The organism is Accumulibacter sp., from assembly GCF_031732815.1.
Taxonomy (GTDB): domain Bacteria; phylum Pseudomonadota; class Gammaproteobacteria; order Burkholderiales; family Rhodocyclaceae; genus Accumulibacter.
Map to the genome: position 1 here is coordinate 4,383 of NZ_JAVMKF010000060.1, position 22,354 is coordinate 26,736.

Annotated in this window: 20 protein-coding genes; 10 read left to right on the forward strand and 10 right to left on the reverse strand. The window is 65.1% G+C overall.

What is annotated here, in order from left to right; all coding sequences use genetic code 11:
* Positions 1-93: 93 nt before the first annotated feature.
* Positions 94-1,131 (forward strand): EF-P beta-lysylation protein EpmB, encoded by a 1,038-nt coding sequence (gene epmB / locus RKP46_RS05030; RefSeq protein WP_311105610.1) that lies wholly within the window; start codon positions 94-96, stop codon positions 1,129-1,131.
* Between the two features lie 124 nt (positions 1,132-1,255).
* On the forward strand, positions 1,256-2,059 hold the full coding sequence (locus RKP46_RS05035) for a DNRLRE domain-containing protein (RefSeq protein WP_311105611.1): 804 nt from the start codon (positions 1,256-1,258) through the stop codon (positions 2,057-2,059).
* 31 nt (positions 2,060-2,090) lie between these two features.
* On the opposite strand, the gene RKP46_RS05040 is transcribed toward RKP46_RS05035, so the two are convergent.
* On the reverse strand, positions 2,091-3,614 hold the full coding sequence (locus tag RKP46_RS05040) for a helicase HerA-like domain-containing protein (protein WP_311105612.1): 1,524 nt from the start codon (positions 3,612-3,614) through the stop codon (positions 2,091-2,093).
* A gap of 212 nt (positions 3,615-3,826) precedes the next feature.
* Between RKP46_RS05040 and RKP46_RS05045 the strand changes: the two genes are divergently transcribed.
* Genes RKP46_RS05045 through RKP46_RS05055 form a run of 3 tightly spaced genes read left to right on the forward strand, consistent with a single transcriptional unit; the run spans position 3,827 to position 7,597 of the window.
* Complete coding sequence (locus tag RKP46_RS05045) at positions 3,827-4,555, forward strand: YebC/PmpR family DNA-binding transcriptional regulator (RefSeq protein WP_311105613.1); 729 nt, start codon at positions 3,827-3,829, stop codon at positions 4,553-4,555.
* Positions 4,552-6,387 carry a DUF3369 domain-containing protein gene (locus RKP46_RS05050; RefSeq protein WP_311105614.1) on the forward strand — a complete coding sequence of 612 codons (1,836 nt, stop codon included), beginning with the start codon at positions 4,552-4,554 and terminating at the stop codon, positions 6,385-6,387. Before RKP46_RS05045 ends, RKP46_RS05050 begins: the two co-directional genes overlap by 4 nt.
* On the forward strand, positions 6,368-7,597 hold the full coding sequence (locus tag RKP46_RS05055) for an EAL domain-containing protein (protein ID WP_311105615.1): 1,230 nt from the start codon (positions 6,368-6,370) through the stop codon (positions 7,595-7,597). The genes RKP46_RS05050 and RKP46_RS05055 overlap by 20 nt, the downstream gene beginning before the upstream one ends.
* Positions 7,598-7,616: 19 nt before the next feature.
* Here the strand turns inward: RKP46_RS05055 and RKP46_RS05060 are convergent, their stop codons facing one another.
* Both RKP46_RS05060 and RKP46_RS05065 read right to left on the reverse strand, forming a co-directional pair.
* Positions 7,617-8,729, reverse strand: coding sequence for an SAM-dependent methyltransferase (locus RKP46_RS05060; RefSeq protein WP_311105616.1), 1,113 nt, complete (start codon positions 8,727-8,729; stop codon positions 7,617-7,619).
* Between the two features lie 56 nt (positions 8,730-8,785).
* Entirely contained in the window at positions 8,786-9,646 is an 861-nt protein-coding gene (locus RKP46_RS05065) for a hypothetical protein (protein WP_311105617.1), read from the reverse strand.
* Positions 9,647-9,774: 128 nt separating this feature from the next.
* Between RKP46_RS05065 and RKP46_RS05070 the strand changes: the two genes are divergently transcribed.
* The 3 genes from RKP46_RS05070 to RKP46_RS05080 are packed head-to-tail and all read left to right on the forward strand — an operon-like array spanning position 9,775 to position 12,432.
* Positions 9,775-10,512, forward strand: coding sequence for a pteridine reductase (locus RKP46_RS05070; RefSeq protein WP_311105618.1), 738 nt, complete (start codon positions 9,775-9,777; stop codon positions 10,510-10,512).
* A gap of 28 nt (positions 10,513-10,540) precedes the next feature.
* Positions 10,541-11,491, forward strand: coding sequence for a tRNA 2-thiocytidine(32) synthetase TtcA (ttcA, locus tag RKP46_RS05075; RefSeq protein ID WP_311105636.1), 951 nt, complete (start codon positions 10,541-10,543; stop codon positions 11,489-11,491).
* 41 nt (positions 11,492-11,532) lie between these two features.
* Positions 11,533-12,432 carry an adenylate/guanylate cyclase domain-containing protein gene (locus tag RKP46_RS05080; RefSeq protein ID WP_311105619.1) on the forward strand — a complete coding sequence of 300 codons (900 nt, stop codon included), beginning with the start codon at positions 11,533-11,535 and terminating at the stop codon, positions 12,430-12,432.
* A gap of 47 nt (positions 12,433-12,479) precedes the next feature.
* On the opposite strand, the gene RKP46_RS05085 is transcribed toward RKP46_RS05080, so the two are convergent.
* A complete protein-coding gene (locus RKP46_RS05085) occupies positions 12,480-13,187 on the reverse strand; it encodes a ComF family protein (RefSeq protein ID WP_311105620.1) in 708 nt (235 codons plus the stop codon).
* 69 nt (positions 13,188-13,256) lie between these two features.
* On the opposite strand from RKP46_RS05085, the gene bioB reads away from it, so the two are divergent.
* Both bioB and bioC read left to right on the forward strand, forming a co-directional pair.
* Positions 13,257-14,246, forward strand: coding sequence for a biotin synthase BioB (gene bioB, locus RKP46_RS05090; RefSeq protein ID WP_311105621.1), 990 nt, complete (start codon positions 13,257-13,259; stop codon positions 14,244-14,246).
* 6 nt (positions 14,247-14,252) lie between these two features.
* On the forward strand, positions 14,253-15,140 hold the full coding sequence (bioC, locus tag RKP46_RS05095) for a malonyl-ACP O-methyltransferase BioC (RefSeq protein WP_311105622.1): 888 nt from the start codon (positions 14,253-14,255) through the stop codon (positions 15,138-15,140).
* A 37-nt stretch (positions 15,141-15,177) separates the two neighbouring features.
* Here the strand turns inward: bioC and ilvN are convergent, their stop codons facing one another.
* The 6 genes from ilvN to RKP46_RS05125 all read right to left on the reverse strand — a co-directional run bounded on the left by ilvN (position 15,178) and on the right by RKP46_RS05125 (position 22,309).
* The gene (ilvN, locus tag RKP46_RS05100; RefSeq protein WP_300331794.1) at positions 15,178-15,486 is read right to left on the reverse strand and encodes an acetolactate synthase small subunit; all 309 of its coding nucleotides are present in this window, start codon (positions 15,484-15,486) and stop codon (positions 15,178-15,180) included.
* A 3-nt stretch (positions 15,487-15,489) separates the two neighbouring features.
* Positions 15,490-17,172, reverse strand: a complete 1,683-nt coding sequence (gene ilvB, locus RKP46_RS05105; RefSeq protein WP_311105623.1) for an acetolactate synthase large subunit — start codon at positions 17,170-17,172, stop codon at positions 15,490-15,492.
* A gap of 82 nt (positions 17,173-17,254) precedes the next feature.
* Positions 17,255-18,268 (reverse strand): DUF808 domain-containing protein, encoded by a 1,014-nt coding sequence (locus RKP46_RS05110; RefSeq protein WP_311105624.1) that lies wholly within the window; start codon positions 18,266-18,268, stop codon positions 17,255-17,257.
* Positions 18,269-18,347: 79 nt separating this feature from the next.
* Positions 18,348-20,096, reverse strand: coding sequence for a carbamoyltransferase (locus tag RKP46_RS05115; RefSeq protein WP_311105625.1), 1,749 nt, complete (start codon positions 20,094-20,096; stop codon positions 18,348-18,350).
* Positions 20,097-20,216: 120 nt separating this feature from the next.
* A complete protein-coding gene (locus RKP46_RS05120) occupies positions 20,217-21,089 on the reverse strand; it encodes a lipid A biosynthesis acyltransferase (RefSeq protein ID WP_311105637.1) in 873 nt (290 codons plus the stop codon).
* A gap of 38 nt (positions 21,090-21,127) precedes the next feature.
* Positions 21,128-22,309 (reverse strand): MFS transporter, encoded by a 1,182-nt coding sequence (locus RKP46_RS05125; RefSeq protein ID WP_311105626.1) that lies wholly within the window; start codon positions 22,307-22,309, stop codon positions 21,128-21,130.
* Positions 22,310-22,354 lie beyond the last annotated feature (45 nt).

Genomic DNA, 22,354 nt, shown 5'->3' on the forward strand with positions numbered 1-22,354 from the left:
CCAGCATGACCTTCAGGCCGGATTTGAATTCGTTGGTAGAATAGCTCGCCATTGGGTCCCCTCGTGAGGCGGTCAAGAAAAATGAAGGGCGCCATGATAGCGCGAAGCCCGGCCGATTGGCACGCGAAAGACCGTCAGGACGAGCCCTGGCAGCACGCCTTGCGCGAGGTCGTGACGAACAGCGACGAACTCCTCGCCCTGCTCGATCTGGCCGACGAAGCGTCCGCGCTTGATCGCCGGCCGGCTTTTCCGCTGCGCGTGCCGCGCAGCTTCGTCGCCCGCATGCGCCGTGGCGAGCGCGACGACCCCTTGCTGCGTCAGGTCCTGCCGGCGCTCGTCGAAGCGCAGACGCAAACCGGCTTCGTCGACGACCCGCTGGGCGAAAGCGAAGCCAACAAGCTGCCCGGACTGATCCACAAGTATGCCGGCCGCGTACTGCTCGTGCTCAGCGGGAACTGCGCGATCCACTGCCGCTACTGTTTCCGCCGCCACTTTCCCTACGCCGACAACCGGCCGCCGCGCGCCGAGTGGGCGCCGGTGTTCGACTACATCGAGCGCGATCCCTCGCTGCACGAAGTCATCCTGTCGGGCGGCGATCCGCTGTCATTGTCCGACCGGCGCCTGGCCGAAATGGTCGATCGTCTGGCAGCGATCGCCCATCTTCGCCGCCTGCGCGTGCATAGCCGCTTGCCGGTTGTCGTTCCACAGCGCGTCACGCCAGCGCTCGTCGAACTGCTCGCCGGCAGCCGCCTGGCGACGAGTCTGGTCATCCACGCCAATCATCCGCGCGAAATCGACGAAACGGTAGGCACTGCGCTGCGCCCGCTGCGCACGGCCGGGCTCAGCCTGCTCAACCAGTCGGTCCTGCTCGCCGGCGTCAATGACCAGGCCGATACGTTGGCAGAATTGTCTGAACGTCTCTTCGCGGTCGGCGTTCTGCCCTACTACGTCCACCTGCTCGACCGGGTGAGCGGCGCTGCCCACTTCGACGTTCCTGAAGCGCGCGCCCGCGCCCTGCATGCCGCGCTGCTGGCGCGTCTGCCCGGCTACCTCGTACCGCGCTTCGTGCGTGCCGTCGCGCATGCGGCGTCCAAAATCCCTCTTGGTCTCGCGCTCGCCGATACGACCTGAGCGTAGGCCGGCAGCAGTCTGGCGCCGCCGTCTGCATCCATACTGCCTGTCGCTGCGTATTCGAGCCTGAAGCGGGCGCACATTGGGTGCGCCCGCGCTCAACCCAAGCCATCGGAGGTCTCCCATGCGCCACGCTCTCCCCTCGAAAATGCTTCCCCTGCTGCTTGCTGCGACGCTGACCGGTGCGGCGCACGCAACGACGATTCTGCAACCCGACGAAAGCAGCAGCGAGGACGTTTTCGTCTATGAATTCGGCATTCCCGGCGCCTTCAACATCGCGACCGCAGCGCGCGTCACCAACCTCGACAGCCAGACGCTGAACGCGCTCACCCCGGCGCCGGCCGTTCCCTTCGGCAACTTCCTCGGGAGCAGCAACACGACGCCGCTGATCGGTGCGCAGGGCGAATCACGCGCGCACGACACCCGGTCGCTGCTGCGCTTCGATCTCACCCCGCTTGCCTTGTCGGCCGGCCAGGTTGCCAGCGCCCAGCTCAAGCTGTTTGCCCTGCCCGGACTGCGCCCTTTCGACAACCCGACGAGCGCCAAACCGATCACCACCGAACTGCATCGCGTCACGCAAGCCTGGGGAGAAACGACGGTGACCTGGGAGACGCAACCGACCGTCGCCGGTCCGTTCACCTCGGCCGTACAGGATGGCATCAACCAGTGGGTCAGTTTCGACGTGACGGGCCTGGTCAAGGACTGGCTGTCCGACCCAAGCATGAACTTCGGCGTCGAACTGCTGCAGCCCGACATCGTTCTTGCCGACTCGGGCAGGCCGATCGCCTCGCTCTACGCCTCGTCGGCCGCCGCCGACGCGAGCCTGCGCCCCTTCCTTGAAATCGCCGCGGTGCCCGAACCCGCTACCGCTGCCTTGCTCGCGCTAGGCCTGGGCTTGGCCGGCTGGCGTCGGCGACAGCCGGCCTGAACCCTGGCGCCGCACGCGGCGCTGCAGCAAATCACCGCCGGCGGCTCCCGCCGCCGAGGATCGAGCCGAGGACGCCGCGGATGATTTCGCGGCCGACCTGCGAGCCGATCGTGCGGGCGGCGCTTTTCGCGGCGGTTTCGAGGACCGAGTCGGAGCGTCGAGCGCGGCCAGTGCTGCCACCAGAGAAGAGGTCGCCCAGGCCACCCAGCCAGCCGCCGCCCGATTCGCTCGCCGGCGCTGTGTCGGCAGGCTTGCCGGAAGCGCCGTCGGCGCTTTTCGCGGCGGCTTCACCCTTCAGCTTTTCGTAGGCCGATTCGCGGTCGACGACCTTTTCGTAATGCCCGTAGATCGGCGAGCGCTTGATCACCGCCTGGCGCTCGGTGGCCGTCTGTGGGCCTATGCGCGTCGCCGGCGGGAGGACGAAAGCCCGTTCGACGACGTTCGGCCGTCCTTTCTCGTCGAGGAAGGAGACCAGCGCTTCGCCCACGCCGAGTTCGCTGATTGCCGCCTCCGCGTCGAACTTGGGATTTGCCCTGAGGGTCTGGGCGGCGGCTTTCACCGCCTTCTGGTCGCGCGGGGTGAACGCGCGCAGTGCGTGCTGGACGCGGTTGCCGAGCTGTCCGAGGACGGTGTCGGGGATGTCGAGCGGGTTCTGCGTGACGAAGTAGATGCCGACGCCTTTCGAACGGATCAGGCGGACGACCTGTTCGATCTTTTGCAGTAAGGCGGCTGGGGCCTCGTTGAACAGCAGGTGCGCTTCGTCGAAGAAGAAGACGAGCTTCGGCTGGTCGAGATCGCCGACTTCCGGCAGACGCTCGAAGAGCTCGGAGAGCAGCCAGAGAAGAAAGGTCGAGTAGAGGCGTGGCGAGTTCAGCAACTGATCGCTGGCGAGGATATTGACCACGCCGGCGCCGTTTTCGGTCTGCAGCAGGTCGGCAATGTCGAGCATCGGTTCGGCGAAAAAGACCTCGCCGCCCTGTTCGCCGAGTGTCAGCAGGTTGCGCTGGATGGCGCCGATCGAGGCGGCCGAGACGTTGCCGTATTCGGTGGTAAACGACTTGGCGTTTTCGCCGACGTGCTGGACCATCGCGCGCAGGTCCTTGAGGTCGAGCAGGAGCAGGCCCTGGTCGTCGGCGATCTTGAAGACGAGTTGGAGGACGCCTGCCTGCGTCTCGTTGAGGTTGAGCAGGCGGGCGAGGAGGACCGGCCCCATGTCCGAGATCGTTGCCCGCACCGGATGACCCTGGCTGCCGTAGACATCCCAGAAAACCACCGGGCATGCTTTCGGCTCCCAGTCCTTCAGGCCGAGTGCGGCGAGGCGCGCCTGCATTTTCGGCGTCAGGCTGCCGGCTTCGGCGAGGCCCGAAAGATCGCCCTTCACATCGGCCATGAAGACCGGCACGCCGATGGCCGAGAAGCGTTCGGCGAGAACTTGCAGGGTGATCGTCTTGCCCGTTCCGGTGGCGCCGGTGATCAGGCCGTGCCGATTGGCCAGCGCCGGCAGCAGGACAAGGTCGGTATCGTGGTTCTTGGCAATCAGAAGGGGAACGGTCATCGGTAACTCCGAGCAGCGGTCAAAAGGAAGCAAAGTGTGCAGGACAGCACAGCGAAAAGGTGGCACAGAGTCGGGCCATCGGTCTGAAGTGCTAAAATGCGGTCTCAGATTATCAACCATTTGCGTCTTGCCGGGTGGCTTTCAGCGCGCCGCGGCGAAGACGGAGCATTCATCGACGCAGGTCTTTCGAGTCGATTCGGAAAGGAATCTTTGTGGCAGGGCATTCCAAATGGGCCAACATCCAGCATCGCAAGGGGCGCCAGGATGAGAAGCGAAGCGCGTCGTTTTCCAAGATTGCACGCGAGTTGACGGTTGCCGCCAAGATGGGTGGCGGCGACCCGGCATTCAACCCGCGCTTGCGTCTGGCGACCGACCGGGCAAAAGGGGTGAACATGCCGAAGGACAAGATCGATAACGCGATCAAGAAGGGCACCGGCGAACTGGAGGGCGTGGATTACGTCGAAGTTCGCTATGAGGGCTACGGAATTGGCGGTGCCGCGGTGATCGTCGATTGTCTGACCGACAACAAGACGCGAACCGTCGCCGAGGTGCGGCACGCGTTCAACAAGTACGGTGGTAATCTGGGTACCGACGGTTGCGTTGCCTTTCAGTTCAGGCATTGCGGTCAACTGCTCTTCGCTCCGGGAGTTGACGAGGCGGCTTTGATGGACGCTGCGATCGAGTGCGGTGCCGACGATGTGTTGAGCAATGACGACGGATCGGTCGAGGTGATTAGCGCGCCGAACGATTTCGTCGCGGTCAGGGATGCGCTGCAGACGGCCGGTTTCGTCGCGGAGTTCGGCGGCGTGACGATGAAAGCCGACAACGAGACGCAGCTTGGCGGTGAAGATGCGTTGCGCATGCAGAAGCTGATCGACGTTCTGGAGGGCCTCGACGATGTCCAGAACGTCTATACGAGTGTCATTCTGGACGACGAATGAACGACGAACTGATTCGCTGGTCGGAGGAGCCGGCACAGACCGATGCGGCGCCGCTGGCCGAGCAGTCACCCTGGAAGGTGCTGATCGTCGACGACGATCCGGAGGTGCATGGGGTGACGCGTTTTGCCCTGCAACATCTGCGCGTCTTCGGTCGGCCCTTGCGCCTGCTGCACGCGGCAAGCGGCCAGGCGGCGCGCGGCATCCTGCAGCAGCATCCGGATATCGCGGTTGCCCTGCTCGATGTAGTGATGGAAACGACGCGCGCCGGCCTCGACCTGGTCGGCTACATCCGCGACGAACTGGGAATGATGGAGTGCCGGCTGATCCTGCGCACCGGCGAACCCGGCTACGCACCGGAGCTGACGGTGATCGAGGAGTACGACATCAATGATTACCGGACCAAGGCGGAGCTCAACCGGACGCGGCTGATCACGACGGTAAGCGCCGCTTTGCGTTCGTATCAGCAATTGTGCACGATCGCCGAGCAGCGGCAGGGTCTGGAGATGGTCGTTCGCGCGGCGGCCGAGCTGAAGGAAGAGCGGGCAATCGCCTACTTCGCCGAGGGCGTCCTGACGCAATTGGCCGCCTTGCTGAGGTTGCCCGTCGACGGTATCGTCTGCAGTCAGAAGGAACTCGCGGTCGGTGACGGCCAAGAATGCGGCTATGTGATCGCCGCCGCTGCCGGTTGCCACGCGCGTTACATCGCGCAACCGCTGACGCGCTTGCCGGACAAGCGCATCGTCGAGGCGATCACCAACGCCCTGACGAACCGGCAGCATATCTTCGCCAAGGACTACACCGTCCTTTATCTGCAGGCGGCGCCCGAGCAGGAGGCGGCCGTTTTCCTCGATTCCTGCCATGTGCTCGAGAGCCTCGACCGCACCCTGCTCGACATCTTCGTCAACAGCATCGCCGCCTGTTTCCGCAACGTCAAGCTGATCGAGCGTCTGCTGGCCGTGCAACACGAGGATCAGGCGCAACGCGAGTTCCTGCGCGCGGTCATCGACGCCAATCCACACCTGACCTTCGTGGTCGACAGCAACGGATTGATCACGCTGGCGAATCAGAGCTTTGCGACGACCGTCGGGCACTCCCTGGAAGAGGTGGTCGATCAGCCGCTGGCCAACTTCCTTTCCGACCCGCAGCTCCTGCAGTCTTTCGCCGAGGACGAACAGGACATTCTCAGCGGTCGGCGGCCACGCATCGAACGTGAGGTGGCGATCGCCAACAGCGTCGGCGAGCTGCGCTGGTTCCACACGATCAAGGCACCGATCCGCGCGGTTTCCAGCAACGTCGAGCAGTTGATCTGCGTCGGCATCGACACCACCGACCGCAAGCGCGCCGAACTGGCGCTCTTCGAAGCGAAGGAACGCGCGCAGGTGACCTTACATTCGATCGGCGATGCAGTAATTACCGCCGATGCGCAGGCGAAGGTCGATTACCTGAATCCTGTTGCCGAGGCGCTTACCGGCTGGAGCATCGCAGAGGCGCGCGGCCGGCCGGTCGACGAGATCTTCCGGGTGATCAGCGGGCAGACGCGCGAGACGATCGCCGAACCCCTCAACCAATGCATCCGGGACGGGCGAATGATCTCGCTGACCACCGGCTCGATTCTGGTTGCACGCGACGGACGCGAATTCGACATCGACGATTCGGCGGCGCCTATCCGCGGCCACGACGGCGTGATCATGGGCGGCGTGCTGGTTTTTCGCGACGTCAGCGAGACGCGCCAGCTCGAGCGGCAGTTGGCCTACGATGCCACGCACGACGCGCTGACCGGTCTGTGCAACCGGGCCCGAGTTCGAGCGGCGCTTGCAGGCGGCGGTCGATAGCGCACGCCGCAGCGGCAGCCGGCACGTGCTGAGCTACCTCGACCTCGATCGTTTCAGGGTGATCAACGATACTGCCGGGCATACGGCGGGCGACGAGTTGCTGAAGCAGATCAGAGGCGTCCTGACCGGGGTTTTCCGCGAGAGCGATGTGTTGGCGCGTGTTGGTGGCGACGAGTTTGCCCTGTTGCAGGAGAACTGCCCGCTCGAGCGTGCGGTGCTCGTTGCGCAGTCGGTCGTCGGTCTGCTGCGCGCACACCGTTTCGCCTGGGGCGGACGTTCCTACCAGATCAGCGCCAGCATCGGGCTGGTGCCGATCAGCGCAGAAACCGAGAGCACGGTCCAGTTGATGACGCACGCCGATGTCGCCTGCTATGCCGCGAAGGAACTGGGGCGCAATCGTGTGCACGTCTACCAGGAGGCTGACCTCGACACGCTGCGCCGACACCACGAGATCATCGGCGCTGCGGGTTTGCGCGATGCGCTTGACCAAGGCATGTTCCGTCTGCACTACCAGCCGATCGTGGCGCTCGACGGGCAGGACTTCCGGATACTCGGGCACGAGGTCCTGTTGCGCGTCGTGCATGGTCGGGTTCACCCGCGCATCGACGAACTTGTCCTCCCGGCGGTCTTCATTCCGGCCGCCGAGCGCTACGGTCTGATGGCGGCGATCGACCGCTGGGTGATTCAGACCGCTCTTCAGGACCACGCCAGAGGCATAGGGCGAACCGACACCTCGCTGGCGATCAACGTCTCGGGCAATTCCTTGAGCGACGATGGGCTGCTCGATTTCATCGAGCAGCAGTTTGCGGCGACCGGCTTCCCGCCCGAGCGCGTCTGCTTCGAAATCACCGAGACCGCCGCCATCCAGAATCTGCGTCCAGCGATGGCGCTCCTCACGGCGCTCAAGCGGCACGGTTGCCAGCTAGCGCTGGACGACTTCGGCAGCGGTCTTTCGTCTTTCCACTATCTGAAGAGCCTGCCGATCGACCACCTGAAGATCGACGGCAGCTTCGTCAAGGACATGCGCGAAAGTGCGCGCGACGACGCACTGGTCGCGGCAATCAATGACATGGGGCACGCCCTCGGCCTGCGCATCGTCGCCGAATACGTCAGCAGCAAAGCCATCGTCGACCGGCTGTGCGAGCTTGGCGTCGACTACGGGCAGGGTTTCTTCTTCGGCAAACCCGCACCGTGGAAGACAGAATCGTGAACGCCCGGGGCTGAGCAAGTCAGAGCGTGTGGCTGCGCTCGCCGCGCTGGAAACCGAGCAACGCCTGCTCGATCCCCTTGCCGAGTACCATCACCTTGAAGAGTTCGCCCATTTCAGCCGGCGAGATCAGCTTTTGCGCCGCATTGGCGAGCGGCAGGTAGCGCGGCGCATCGCCGGCCGGCGTGCGCGCCAGGATGTCGAGCAGGCCGCAGGCCAGCAGGAAGCTTGCCTGCGTCGTATAGCCGAGCAACGCGAGGCCGCCGGCGGTGCCGGCTTCGGCAATCGCGGTGAAATCGACGTGCGCCGTGATGTCCTGCAGGCCGGGCAGGTAAAAAGGATCGCCGTGGGCGCGGTGCCGATAGTGGCACATCAGCGTTCCCGCGCTGCGCTGTGCGTGGTAGTACTCGTGCCGGGGAAAGCCGTAGTCGAGCAAGAGCAGCGCACCGCGCGTCAGACGCTGCCCCCACTCATACAGCCAATCGTCCGGCAGCAGAGCGATCTCGCTCAGATAGCCCGGGCGCAGCAAGCATTCGGCAGTGACCGCCTGCGCGCGCTGGCGCAGGCGGCCGCTCGCCGGTCGATCCTGCCAGACGAACTGCCCGTCGGCCAGGCCGACACCGCGTTCGGCAATGCCGTCGGCCTGCCAGACAACGAGGTGAACCGGCATCGCGTCGATTACTTCGTTGGCAAGCACGGCACCGCTGAAGCGCTCGGGGAAGCGTTCGAGCCAGGCGATGCGCGTCGGCAGTTGCGCGGCAACTTCGCGCAGACTGTCCTGCTGGCGCGCGCGCAGTTCGCCGGAGACTTCGAGGATGCTGTAGGTTTCCGGCAAGGCTTGGCGGGCGGCCAGTTCGCGCAGCAGATCGGCGGCCATTCGCCCACTGCCGGCACCGACTTCGAGGATGTGAGGATCGCTCAGCGCACAGATCTCGGCCACCTGCGCGGCCAGCGTCTGCGCGAAGAGCGGGCCAAGTTCGGGCGCGGTGACGAAGTCGCCGGCCGCCCCCAGCTTGTGCGCACCGCCGCTGTAATAGCCCAGGCCGGGCGCGTACAGCGCCCGATCCATGAAACGGGCAAAAGAGATCCAGCCGTTGCTCCGCCGGATGTCATCGCCGATCCGGCTGACCAGCAAACGGCTGCTTTCTGCCGCTTCCGGCGTCGGTGTCGGCCAGTCGCTGACGCCCGGTTTCAGGCGCTGAATCTCCTGAAACAGACCTGCCCGTAAAGTTCGGGATGGTTGGTAGCCACCCAGTGCGCCGCTTCCGACTCGGCGCGCGCCCAGGTCGCCGCACGCAGCGAGATGACTTGCGACTGGCCGTTGCTGCCTGGCCATTCAAGGGCGTAGCTGTGCAGCCCACCGTGTTCGATCAGATGCACCTTGCACTCCAGCGTCGGTGCTTCGCGCCAGAGCTGGGCGGCCGTTCCATCGCTCATCCGCAGATGGAAAATCGGCCCTTTGCGCTGATGTTGTACCTGATACTCGCGATTTGCGCCAAGCTGCTTGCGCACCGACCACTCGCTGCAGCCCTCGATGATCGCGGCCAGCGGCAGGCCAGCGTCGTCGTGGATGATCTCGGCCTGTACGTCGTGGATCTGATCGTGGCCCTCGACCAGCTCGTGCCACGGCAAGCCCTGCCGAGTCGGCGGGGCAAACGGCAAGGCGTGCTTGCCCTGGCGGATGCGAGCGAAAAGTGAAGATTTGCGCACGTCTTCAAGGTCGATCGTCGGAAAGGCCGTGCGCGGTTGCGAACGGAAACTGCCGGCACCCATGTAACCGACGTTCCACAAGGTGCGCAGCCATTCGGCAGTATCCAGCGCCACTTGCGCCATCTGGTCGTTCAGTGCGCCGCCGATCTCCGGCAATTCGCCGATCGGCGCCGGCCCGCTTCCGCCTTGCCCGGCCAGCAACTCGGCCTCGCGCGTACGTGCGCGCAGAAGATCCTGCAGCAGCAGTCCGACCCACTCGGCGTCGGCTGGCGGCAGTCCAGCGACGCGCTCGGCGAGTTCGATGAGATCGTCGGCGTCAAGCGGCTTATCCAGCTTCTTCATGCGGTTCCTCCCACGGTGAACTGGCGGAAGTTTAGCGCGCCAGCGTGACAAAAGGGCCGTTTTTCAGAAACCGGCTGCGCTGATCCGTTAAAATCGTCGCCTTGTGCGCTGCTCGACAGGAAGCAGGAATGAACGGCAAGACGATTCTGATTACCGGTGCGGCGAAGCGGCTTGGCGCAGCGATCGCGCGCGAACTGCACGCCGCCGGGGCCAGCATCATGGTGCATTACCGCCAGGCTTCCGCCGCTGCCGCTGCCCTCGTTGCCGAGCTGAACGCGCACCGACCGTCTTCGGCGGCCTGCCGGCAGGCCGATCTGCTCGATCTCGCCAGCCTGCCACAGCTCGTCGACAGCACGGTCGAGCACTTCGGTCGCCTGGACGGGCTGGTCAACAACGCTTCGAGCTTCTTTCCGACCCCTTTCGGGAGCATGGATGCACGCGCCTGGGACGACCTTGTCGGGAGCAACCTCAAGGCGCCGCTGTTTCTCACCCAGGCGGCCGCTCCGTACCTGATCGAGGCCGGCGGCGTGGTAGTCAATATTACCGACATTCATGCCGAGCGGCCGCTCGCCGGGTATCCTCTGTACTGCGCGGCAAAAGCCGGGCTGCTTGGTCTGACGCGCGCGCTGGCGATTGAGCTGGCCCCGCGGGTGCGGGTCAATGCGGTCGCCCCCGGCCCGATCATGTGGCCAGACAGCGGGGCCTTCGGACGCGCCGAGAAGGCTCGCATCGTTGCTCATACCTTGTTGCAACGCGCCGGCAATCCGCTCGATGTCGCGCGCGCGGTGCGCTATCTGGTCGCTGACGCGGCCTACGTCACTGGCCAGGTGATCAATGTCGACGGTGGTCGCAGCGCGCATCTGTGAACCGGAAGGTAACTGGGAAAGGACAACGGTGGAAGCGTCGAACAGTCTGCTGCGCTTGAAGAAGCGGCTGGAAAGCAAGGTCGCCCGAGCGATTTGCGATTACGGCATGATCGACGATGGCGACACGGTTCTCGTTTGCCTCTCTGGTGGCAAGGACTCCTACACGCTGCTCTCGACGCTGCTTGCGCTGCGCACGCGGGCGCCGATCGATTTCCGTCTGATCGCCATGAACCTCGATCAGAAGCAGCCGGGATTTCCATCCGACATCCTGCCCGCCTATCTGGCGAAGATCGGCGTCGAGTACCGGATCGTCGAGCAGGATACCTACACGATCGTAAAAAATAAGATCCCGCCGGGCAAGACGACGTGTTCGCTCTGTTCGCGTCTCCGTCGGGGGATAATATACCGTACCGCCAGGGAAGTCGGCGCCAACAAGATCGCACTCGGCCATCATCGTGACGACATCGTCCATACGCTGTTTCTCAACCTCTTTTTCGCGGGGCAACTGAAGGCGATGCCGCCCAAACTGTTGACCGACGACGGCCAGCACATCGTCATCCGGCCGCTCGCCTATTGCGGCGAGAGCGAAATCGCGCGTTTCGCCCGCGGCATGGCCTTTCCGATCATTCCCTGCAACCTCTGCGGCTCGCAAGCCAATCTGCAACGTCAGCAGATCAGGGAGATGATGGCCGACTGGGACCGGCGATTTCCCGGACGCACGGATATCGTCTTTGCCGCGCTGCAGAAGGTTGTTCCCTCACACCTGGCCGATGGCGATCTGTTCGACTTCCGGGCCCTGCAGCCAACGGCAGCCGTCGCCGACGAGCTGGCTGACGACAACGACAGTCGGCAGCCGGCAAGTGGCGCGGCAGTGGCGATTCAATTCGAGCCGCGCGACGGGTTTGACTGGCCGCAGAGCAGGCAGGCAGCCGCCGGACAAGCAAGCATGACGGCCGTCGACCAGGCGTCGATCGCCTGACAAGAACACTGTGTAGATTGGGGGAAATGGGATTGATCACGATGAACGAACAGATGCTGTCGGTGCTCGTTGCCGGCGTATCGGAGGGCGCTCGCCTGTTCGACCGGCTGGGTGGGGCCGAAGCACTGCACGCTGTTGACCGTTGCATGAAGCGCATCACACGCGGCATCGAGATGGGTGGCGGACGCGTCGTCCGGTCAACCGGCGACCAGGTAACGGCGGTATTCCACAGTGCGCACGCTGCCTGTCAGGCGGCAATCACCATGCAGCGGCGGATCGCAGACCTGCCACCGGTCTCCGGCATTCAGTTGGCCATCCATACCGGCTTTCATCACGGCGCGGTCACCCTTGAGGACGGCGATGTGATTGGCGAGAGCGCAACGCTGGCCGAGGCGCTGGCCAGCGTCGCTCTTTCCGGTCAGGTGCTGATCACCGAAAGCACGCGCGCGCTGTTGCCGACGCAGTTGCAGACGGCCACACGCAGCCTGCCGGCAAGCCTGTCGCGCACGCTGCGCGTGCACGAACCGGTATACGAAGTCCGCTGGCCGGAAGCCAAAGGTCCCCTCGTCGTCGCAGCCGCCGTCGAGCCGCCGCAGCAGCCGCTCGCCAAGGAGCGCGAGTCGCGCCTCTATCTGCGTTATGGGCCTTACGTCAAGGTGGTCGACCGGAATCGGCCAAGCCTGCTGATGGGACGCGATGTCGAGTGTGAGATTCCGGTGCGCGATCGCCGCGCCTCGCGCCATCACGCGCGCATCGAACGCCGCGACGATCAGTTCGTGCTCAGCGATCTGAGCACCAACGGCACATTTGTCACGATCAAAGGCGAGCCCGAGCTGTTTCTCAGACGCGAGGCTTTTGTTCTGCGCGGCAGCGGAATCATCTCGTTTGCTGCGTCGGCCAACACGCCGGACGCCGACATCGCCGAGTTCGAACATCTCTGAAGCTGGCTGCCGACCGGCCACGGCAAGACCGCCATGCACCAGATGGCTCAGGGCGGCAAGGCGCGCGCAACGACGAGCACAGTGACCTGCGAAGCGCCATGGAGCTTCAAGGTGCGTGCCATTTCGTCGAGCGATGCGCCGGTCGTCATCACGTCATCGATGAGCAGTATCCGCCGGTGCGTGAAATCGGTCGTACAATGGAAGGCGCCGCGCACGTTCCTGGTCCGCTCGCGCCAGGGCAGAGCGGCCTGTGCCGGCGTATGGCGGATCCGTTGGCAGGAATGGGCGTCGAGAGCAATGGCGCGCGACCGGCTGACCGGACGAGCCAGTTCCAGCGCCTGATTGAAGCCGCGTTCGCGCAGGCGCAGCGGATGCAGCGGCAGCGGAACGATGACATCGGCCGTGCACGCCGCGGCCAGCACGGCCAGCCGCCGACCGAAATAGTCGGCCAGCGCCAGGCGCTGATCGTACTTGAACGTCTGGATCAGCCGATCGACCGGAAAGGCATAGCGAAACGCCGCCAGTGCGGCATCGTAGTGCGGCGCTTGCCGCAGGCAGCGACCGCAAACCTCGCCGGCCGGTGTCGGCAGCGCACAGCGCGGGCAGCAATCGGCAGGCAGCCGCGGCAAGTCGTCGGCGCAGGCCGAGCACAGCAGGCTGCTGCGGCTGTCGGCTCCGCAAAGCAGGCAGTCCTGCGCGAGCAATCGTGCGCACGACCTGCCGATGAAGGCGGCGCTTTGAGTTAAGATTGACACCCGCCAAGTGCCCCCGGGAAAGCCCTCCTGCGGGGCCTCAGATCACCCACAGCCATAGGTTTATTGATCATGAACGCAATTCCTCAAGCCGCCACGCTCGACGCGGAACGACCCGTTTCGGCCGGCAAGGCAAGGTGGACCATCGCCGAGGTCGAAGCACTTTACCAGCTTCCCTTGATGGACCTCATCTTTCGCGCGCAGCAGGTGCATCGCGAGAAATTCGACGCCAACGAGATTCAACGCTCGACGCTGCTCTCGGTCAAGACCGGCGGATGTTCGGAGGACTGCGGCTATTGTTCGCAGTCCGCACGCTACTCCACCGGTACCGAGCGCGAAGCCATGCTGCCGCTCGACGAAGTGCTCGCCGCAGCGCAGGCGGCCAAGGACAAGGGTGCCTCGCGCTTCTGCATGGGAGCCGCCTGGCGTGGCCCGAAGGACAAGGACCTCGCGCAGGTGACCGAAATGATCCGCGCGGTAAAGGATATCGGCCTGCAGACCTGCGTCACGCTCGGCATGCTCAAGGAGGGTCAGGCGCAGGAACTGAAGGAAGCCGGTCTCGATTACTATAACCACAACCTTGACACGGACGCTTCCTTCTATGGCCAGGTGATCTCGACACACAAGCACGCCGATCGCATCGATACGCTGGGCCAGGTGCGCCAGGCCGGGATCAAGGTCTGCTCGGGTGGCATCATCGGCATGGGAGAGTCGCGCCGCAACCGGGCAGCGCTGATCGTCCAGTTGGCCAACCTCGAACCCCCGCCCGAATCGGTGCCGATCAACAATCTGGTGCCGATTCCGGGAACGCCGCTGGCCGACAGCGAACCGATCGACAGTTTCGAGTTCGTGCGCACGATCGCGGCGGCGCGCATCACCATGCCGGACAGCTTCGTCCGCCTGTCCGCCGGCCGCCAGGCAATGTCCGACGAGTTGCAGGCGCTGTGTTTTCTGGCTGGAGCGAATTCGATCTTTTACGGTGACAGGCTGCTGACCACCGGCAATCCGGAAGCTGATCGCGACGAAGCGCTCTTCGCCCGGCTCGGCTTGCGACCGATCTAGGCCGACATGCAGGCACCGGCGCAGTTCATCGATCAGCGCCAGGTGCGACGCAATTTCGCGCACGCGGCGGCGACCTATGATGATGTCGCCGTCCTCCAGCGTGAAGTCGGCAGCCGCATGCTCGAACGCCTGGACTATGTGCGGATCACGCCGGCGGTGGTGCTCGATCTCGGTTGCGGCACCGGCACCGGCTTGACTGCGCTGGCTGAGCGCTATGCCAAGGCGCAGGTGGTTGGCGCCGATCTCAGCGAACCGATGTTGCGTGCCGGCTTGGCGCAGCGCTCGCGTCTGCGCTGGCTGCTGCCTTTCGTGCGTGGTCAGCGAACGCCGCTGGTCGCCGCAGACGCCGCTCACCTGCCTTTTCGTGCGCAGTCGATCGGGCTCTGTTGGTCCAACCTGATGCTGCACTGGGTCGACGACCCGCTGCAGGTTTTCCGGGAAGCGCAACGTCTGCTCGAAGTGGGGGGGCTGTTGATGTTTTCGACGCTCGGGCCGGACACCCTGCAGGAACTGCGCACCGCTTTTCATGACGGCTACCTGCACACGCAGCGATTTACCGACATGCACGACTATGGCGACATGCTCGTCGAGTGCGGCTTCAGCGACCCGGTAATGGACGCCGAGCGCCTGACGGTGACTTACGCCAGTTTCGACGAACTGATCGCCGACCTGCGACGCAGCGGTGCGCGCTGCGCCATGCGGGCGCGTCGGCACGCGCTGATGGGCCGTGACGCCTGGGCGGCGGCGCGCGCGCGCATGCTGGCGCAGGTGCGCGACGGGCGCTTGCCGGTGACCGTCGAAGTCATCTACGGGCACGCCTGGAAAGCGCCGCCGCGGAAAACCGCCGACGGCCGGACAATCGTTCGTTTCGAACCTCGCCCACCGGCACGCTGAGGGCGGACACGGCGCGGCGTGCCGGCGGCCCGGCTTTTCAGCGGAAGAACTCCTCGAGGCGAACGAAAACCTCGTGTTCGGCGCCGTGCCGGCGCACGGCGAGAACGTCTTCCAGCTTCTCGACCTGCTTGACCATCTGATCGAGCCGCTCGTCCTCGTTGACCAGCAGCCAGATGCGGCTGCGCTCTCCGCTGCCCACGGGCATGACCAGAATGCCTTCGACGTTGTAGGCGCGGCGGGAAAAGAGACCGACGACGTGCGACATGACGCCGGGGTGGTTATTGACGTCCAATTCGAGCACCGTCCGGGCGACGGCCTGATTCTCGCTACGGGTAAGCGCGTTCATCGTTCAACCTCCAATCATTTCCTTGTTCGCCGCGCCAGGCGGCACCATCGGCAGCACCTGTTCGTGCAACGCGATGCTGGCATGGATGAGAACCGGGCCGCGGCTGGCCAGTGCGGAGGCCAGCGCGGATAGCGGATCGGCCTCCTGGTCGAGGTCGACGGCAGCCAGGCCGAAGCCTTCGGCGACCCGGATGAAATCGGGCATGCCCTTGAATTGCGAGGCGTAGATGCGTTCGCCATAGAACAGTGTCTGCTGCTGGAAGACGAGACCGAGCGAGGCGTTGTTCATCAGGATGATCTTGACGTTGACGTTCTCTTCCGCCGCGGTGACCAGCTCCTGGACGTTCATCAGAATGCTGCCGTCGCCGGTAAAGCAGACGACCGTGCGCTGCGGTTCGGCGAGTGCGGCGCCAATCGCCGCCGGCATGCCGAAGCCCATCGTGCCGAGACCGCCGGAGGTCAACCATTGGCGTGGCCGGCGCAGGGGATACGCCTGGGCAACCCACATCTGGTGCTGGCCAACGTCGGTGGCGATCGTTGCCTCGTCGTCGAGGCAATCAGCCACCGCGCGAATCAGTCCGTAGGGCGTACGCGGGTCGTCGATTCCCGGCATGCGCAGCGGGTGCGCCGCTTTCAACTCGGCGACGCGCGCCAGCCAGTCCTCGCGTTGCCGCTGTTCAATGCCCGGCAAGAGAAGCTGCAAGACCGTCGCCACATCGCCAGCGATGCCGACGTGGGCGGTCTTGATCTTGTCGAGTTCCGATGGGTCGATATCGATATGGATGATTTGCGCTTGCGGACAGAAACCGGCCACCTTGCCGGTCGCCCGGTCGTCGAAACGCGCACCGACGGCGATCAGCAGATCGCATTCGTCGAGCGCCAGGTTGGTACAGCGCGCACCGTGCATACCCAGCATGCCAAGCGACAGCGGGTGATCGACGGGCATCGCGCCGAGCGCCATCAGGGTCATCACGGTCGGCAGGCGGCCGACCTCGGCCAGCTCGACGGCGGCTTCGGCGGCACCCGAATGGACGACGCCGCCACCCAGGTAGAGAATCGGCTTGGCAGCGGCGTTGATCATCGCCGCGGCACGCTCGATCAGCGACGCGGCCGGCGCCGCCGGTCGCTCCGCGCAGCCCGCCGTTGGCCAGGCGCGCACTTCGACGAGCTGATTCTGCACGTCCTTCGGAATATCGACCAGCACTGGGCCGGGACGACCCGAAGCGGCAATCGCGAAGGCGCGCGGAATGACGGAGAGCAGATCCTCGGCGTTGCCGACGAGGAAATTATGCTTGGTGATCGGAATGCTCAGGCCATAGGTGTCGACTTCCTGGAAGGCATCGGTGCCGATCAGGGCTTTGGGTACCTGTCCGGTAATCGCCACCAAGGGAATCGAATCGAGCTTGGCATCGGCGATTGCGGTCAACAGATTGGTTGCCCCGGGACCCGACGAGGCCATGCAGACCGCCGGCACGCCGGTCGCCCGCGACATCCCCTGGGCAATGAAGCCGCCGCCCTGTTCGTGTCGAACCAGCACGTGGCGTATCTGCTCCGACTGCGACAGGGCATCGTAAATCGGCAGAATCGCGCCGCCCGGGATGCCGGTGAGCGTGCGTACACCCTGCCGTTCGAGCAGACGGACGACGATCTGTGCACCGCTCAGGGTTTCAGGTTTTTCCTCGAACAAGGGACTTCTCCTCGACAAATGAAAGCAGCTTCGGTAAGACGGCGTCGCTCCGCGAGGGCGTTCGCGAGCTCGCCGCAACAAGTCAGACGGCGTCTGGGGGATGCTTGTCGGGCGGTCGCGCAGCGGCCGCGCGCAGCGCGCCGAACGCCTTGACAAGCAGCAGCGTCAGCGCTCCGGCGGCAATGCCGACAAGCACTTCCAGCAGCAGCGGCGTCGCCGCTGCGAGCATGCGGCCGATCAGCGGCACGCTGCCGGCCATTGCGCCGGCCAACTCACCCGCCAACTCGCCGGCATGGGCAATCGCATGATGCAGCGGTGCGACGCCGTGCGCCAGAATGCCTCCACCAACCATGAACATGGCGGCCGTCCCGATCACCGTCAGCGCGCGCATCAAGCGCGGTGCAGCGAGCATCAGTGCCTGGCCGATCGCGCGTGCCAGCTTGCTCCGCCAGCCAAGCAGGTACATCCCCAGATCGTCGAGCTTGACGATGCCGGCGACGATACCATAGACGCCGCCGGTCATCAGCAGGCCGATTCCCGCAAGAACCGCGACTTGCGTGGCAAAGGGTGCTTGCGCGACGGTGCCGAGCGCGATGACGACGATTTCTGCGGAAAGAACGAAGTCGGTGCGGATCGCACCCTTGATCTTTTCGGCCTCGATGGCAGCCAGGTCGATGTCGGCGCCGGCCAGCGCAGCGGCGTGCACGCTGGCCGACGCGGCCTCTTCCGCGGCATCCTTGACCGCCGTCCCGGCGCCGTGCTGCAACCACTTGTGGGCCAGCTTCTCAACCCCTTCCAGGCATAGATACAGCCCGCCGAGCATGAGCAGCGGAGTCACCGCCCACGGCGCGAAGCGGCTGATCGCCAAGGCCGCCGGGACGAGGATCAGCTTGTTCTTCAGCGAACCCACGGCGACCGCCCAGACCACCGGCAGTTCGCGTTCGGCGCGCACGCCTGATACCTGCTGGGCGTTCAGCGCCAGATCATCGCCGAGTACACCGGCCGTCTTCTTGGCGGCGACTTTGGTCATCAGTGCGACATCGTCGAGAATTGTCGCGATGTCGTCGATCAGGGTAAGCAGGCTGGCTCCGGCCATCGCAGGTCAGACTCCGGGAAAGGTGGGGACGTGCCGCGGCTGACCGGCGACTGCCAGTCGACACGAGCCGGAGAGCGGGCTAGACACGCGCCGCCTCGGCCGACTTGACGACGAGAATGTCCTCCATTACCAGATACTGCAGGTCGGAGCCGAAGAACATGTCGAGTGCGTCGGCCGGCGAACAGATCATCGGTTCGCCGCGCCGGTTGAGCGATGTGTTGAGAACGACGCCGTTCCCGGTGAGCTTCTCGAGTTCGACCATCAGGTCGTAGTAGCGCGGGTTGAAGCGCCGCTCGAGCACCTGTGCGCGCGAGGTGCCGTCTTCGTGTACGACTTCCGGCACGCGTTGCCGCCAGCCGTCGGCGACGGCAAAAGTGAAAGTCATGAAGGGTGCCGGGTGCGTGCTGCCGAGCATCTGCGGGCCGACGGTGTCGAGCATGCTCGGGCAGAACGGCCGCCAGCGTTCGCGGAACTTGATCTGCGCGTTGATCCGGTCGGCGACGCCGGCAACGCTCGGACAGCCGAGAATCGAGCGTCCGCCGAGGGCGCGCGGACCGAACTCCATGCGGCCCTGGAACCAGGCGACCGGATGACCGTCGGCGAGCAAGCGGGCAACCTGTCGTGGCACGTCGCTCAGGCGCTGGCCAATCGGTCGCGCCGGGTGACGCGCGCAGGCGGCAAGGACGTCTTCATTGCTGAACGCCGGGCCGAGATAGACGTGCTCCATCTTCTCGACGGCGACACCGCGCCGCTGCGAAACGTAGGCGGCGGCGCCGATCGCCGTACCGGCGTCACCCGAAGCCGGCTGGACGAACAACTCACGCACTTCGGGACGGGCAATGATCTTCTGGTTCAGTTTGACGTTCAGCGCCCCGCCACCCGAAAAGGCAAGGCGGCCGGTCTCCCGCAGCAGATCGCCAAGGTAATGGTCCAGCATGCGCAGCGCCAGATCCTCGAACAACTTCTGCATACTCGCCGCGTAGTGGATGTAGGGATCGTCGGCAACATCACCCGAGCGTTTCGGGCCGAGCCAGTCGACCAGTTTCGGTGAAAAGTAGTAGCCCTTGCCCTTTTCCTTGTAACGCCGGAAGCCGACGACGTTGGCATAGGTCGTGTTGACTCGCAGTTCGCCGTTTTCAAAGCTCGCCAGGCGCGAGAAATCGTAGCGGCTCGCGTCACCGTAGGGCGCCATGCCCATCACCTTGTACTCGCCGTCGAGCATCTCGAAACCGAGATACTCGGTGAGCGCACCGTAGAGTCCGCCGAGCGAATCCGGGTCGTAGAATTCCTTGAGCTTGTGGATGCGTCCGTTCTCGCCGTAACCGAAAAAGGTCGTCGCGTACTCGCCCTTGCCGTCGATACCGAGTATCGCCGTCTTCTCGTCAAAGCCCGAGCAGTGATAGGCGCTCGCCGCGTGCGCCAGGTGGTGCTCGACGGGGACGATTTCGGTCTTTCGCAGGTCGAAACCGAGCTGTTGAAGACACCATTCGATACGCTTGCGGTAGCGGTAGAAGCGGCGATTGCCGGCCAGCAGCGCATCGAGCGCGCGCTCCGGGGCGTACCAGTAACGCCGGGCGTAGTGCCAGCGCGCCGGTTCGCTCAGGCTGATCGGCGCAAAAGGGATGGCCACGGCATTGATATCGGTCGGCCGCAGGCCGGCGAAGTCAAGGCAGAACTTGGCCGCTTCGTAGGGCATGCGGTTCTTGGCATGCTTGTCGCGGACGAAACGTTCCTCCTCGGCGGCGGCAAGCAGCCGGCCGTCGACGTAGAGCGCGGCCGAAGGGTCGTGCGTCAGGGCACCGGACAAGCCAAGGAGCGTCAGAGGCAAAATTGAGGTCCAGATCGATCAGGCAAACCGGCCAACCAGCGCGGCAAGGGCAGATGGCCGACAAACGCGTAACTTCGCCAGTATACCCGCTCTGCGCGTCACCACCGACTTGCCGCCGGTTCAGTACGGACGTGCTTCGCCTGCCGGACGCGTCTTGAAACGGCGATGGACCCAATAATACTGCTCGGGCATCGTGCGCACCGCATCTTCTATCCAGGCGTTCATCCGACGCGTATCGGCCACGACATCGTCGCTGGGAAAGTCCGTCCATGGCTCGCCGACCGTCACGACGTAACCCTGTCCTCCCGGCAGAATGCGCGTGACCACCGGGACGACGGCGGCGTCGGCGAGTCGGGCGAGGCGCGCGAGGCCCGGAATGGTCGCCGCCGGCACACCGAAGAAGGGGACGAAGATCGAATCGCGGGCACCGAAATCCATGTCCGGCAGATAGTAGAGCGGGCGACCCGCCTTCATGGCCTTGATGCTCGCACGCACACTGTCCTGGCGCGAGAGCAGCAACTGATCGCCAAAGCGTCGCCGCCCGCGGTACAACAGGCGGTCGAAGACCGGGTCCGATTGCGCGGCGTAGATGCTGGCGCAGTCATAGCGCATGGCGATGCCGATGCCGCCGGCGTCAAGGCCGACGAAATGCGGCGTCAGCATCAGCACCGGCCGGCCAGCCGCGCGCAACTCGCCGATGCGTTCGGCTCCGTCGACCTGCGTCAGGCGAGCCAGGCGCTCCCGGCTGGCCCACCAGAGCAGCGAGCGTTCGAGCAGGCTGCGGCCGAGGACCTTGAAATGCGCCCGAGCCAGGCGCTCGCGCTGTTCGCTGGAGAGCTCCGGAAAACACAGGCGCAGGTTGACCAGAACGATGTGCCGGCGCCGACCGGCGAGGGCGAACAGGGCGACACCCAGAACATGGCCAAGCCGGGCAAGCAGCGCCAGCGGTAGAAAGTGCAGCAGCCAGAGCACGGCGACGAGCAGGCGGCTCAGCATGCGTATCCGGAGTTCAGAGCAGGCCGCTGCCCGGCCTAGCCCGCCGCCCGGGGGCTGCGCGCTGCCGGCGTGCGCATCGTCAGTCCGAGCAGCAGCCAGACGCTGGCGAGCAAGGCGCTGCCCACCCAGACGGCGCTGGCGCCGGCGTATTTGGCAAGAGATCCGCCGACGACACCACCGAGAAACAGGCCGAGCGACTGTGTCGTGTTGTAGACGCCGAGCGCTGCCCCCTTTGCGTGCGGCGGCGCGATGCGCGCGATCAGCGACGGCTGAGTTGCTTCCAGGATGTTGAAAGCAATGAAGAACAGCGTCAGCCAGCAGGCCAGTCCGGCGAGGTCTCGGGCGAAAAAGGCGAAACCCGCGGGCACCGCGATGAGCAGAACGATGGCCGAATTGAAGACCAGCTTCAGCCGGGCGTAGCGCTCGGCGGCGATGATCGCCGGCACCATGACGGCGAATGAGACGAAAAGTGCCGGCAGGTAGACTTGCCAGTGTTCGGCGACTGGCAGGTGGCCGGTGGTCAGCAGCTCGACGGGTAGCAGCACCCACATCGCGGTGAGCATCAGGTGCAGCGCGAAGACGCCGAAGTTGAGGCGCAGCAATTGGCGATCAGCGAGCACCTCGACAAAGCTCTGCCAGGCCGGCTGGCGCGCCACGGTCGGGGCCAGGGGAACGATTCTGACGACGACGACAATGGCGAGCAGAGCGAGGACACCCGTCAGCGAAAAGATCCCGGGCATGCCGATGGCCACGTAGAGCAGCGGGCCGCCGACCATCGACACGGCGAAGACCAGGCCGATCGACGAACCGATCATCGCCATCACCTTGGTCAGGTGCTGCTCGCGCGTAAGATCGGCGGCCAGCGCGGTGACCGCGGCCGAGATCGCGCCGGCACCCTGCAGGACACGCCCGACGATGACGCCGTGGATGTCGCCGGCCAGTGCGGCAACGAAACTGCCGAGGGCGAAGACCAGCAGTCCGAAGACGATCACCGGCTTGCGTCCGAAGCGATCGGACGCCGCGCCGTAGGCGATCTGCAGACACGCCTGGGTGAGGCCATAGCCGCCAAGGGCGGCGCCGACCAGGGCAGCGTCGTTGCCCGACGGCAGGTGTTGCGCATAAATGGCGAAAACCGGCAGAATCAGGAACAGTCCCAGCATGCGCAAGGCAAAGACGGCGGCCAGACTGAGGCCGGCGCGCCGTTCTTCGCGGCTCATACGATCGGTAAACGAGGCGGGCATGGGCTTGCGGGGGGGAATTGG

Coding starts and splice junctions, on each gene's coding strand:
- bioB (WP_311105621.1), top strand. CDS start 13,257: ATGAACGCAATTCCTCAAGCCGCCACGCTCGACGCGGAACGACCCGTT.
- ilvN (WP_300331794.1), bottom strand. CDS start 15,486: ATGAACGCGCTTACCCGTAGCGAGAATCAGGCCGTCGCCCGGACGGTG.
- bioC (WP_311105622.1), top strand. CDS start 14,253: ATGCAGGCACCGGCGCAGTTCATCGATCAGCGCCAGGTGCGACGCAAT.
- RKP46_RS05050 (WP_311105614.1), top strand. CDS start 4,552: ATGAACGACGAACTGATTCGCTGGTCGGAGGAGCCGGCACAGACCGAT.
- RKP46_RS05040 (WP_311105612.1), bottom strand. CDS start 3,614: ATGACCGTTCCCCTTCTGATTGCCAAGAACCACGATACCGACCTTGTC.
- RKP46_RS05110 (WP_311105624.1), bottom strand. CDS start 18,268: ATGGCCGGAGCCAGCCTGCTTACCCTGATCGACGACATCGCGACAATT.
- epmB (WP_311105610.1), top strand. CDS start 94: ATGATAGCGCGAAGCCCGGCCGATTGGCACGCGAAAGACCGTCAGGAC.
- RKP46_RS05035 (WP_311105611.1), top strand. CDS start 1,256: ATGCGCCACGCTCTCCCCTCGAAAATGCTTCCCCTGCTGCTTGCTGCG.
- RKP46_RS05125 (WP_311105626.1), bottom strand. CDS start 22,309: ATGAGCCGCGAAGAACGGCGCGCCGGCCTCAGTCTGGCCGCCGTCTTT.
- RKP46_RS05080 (WP_311105619.1), top strand. CDS start 11,533: ATGAACGAACAGATGCTGTCGGTGCTCGTTGCCGGCGTATCGGAGGGC.
- RKP46_RS05070 (WP_311105618.1), top strand. CDS start 9,775: ATGAACGGCAAGACGATTCTGATTACCGGTGCGGCGAAGCGGCTTGGC.
- RKP46_RS05065 (WP_311105617.1), bottom strand. CDS start 9,646: ATGAAGAAGCTGGATAAGCCGCTTGACGCCGACGATCTCATCGAACTC.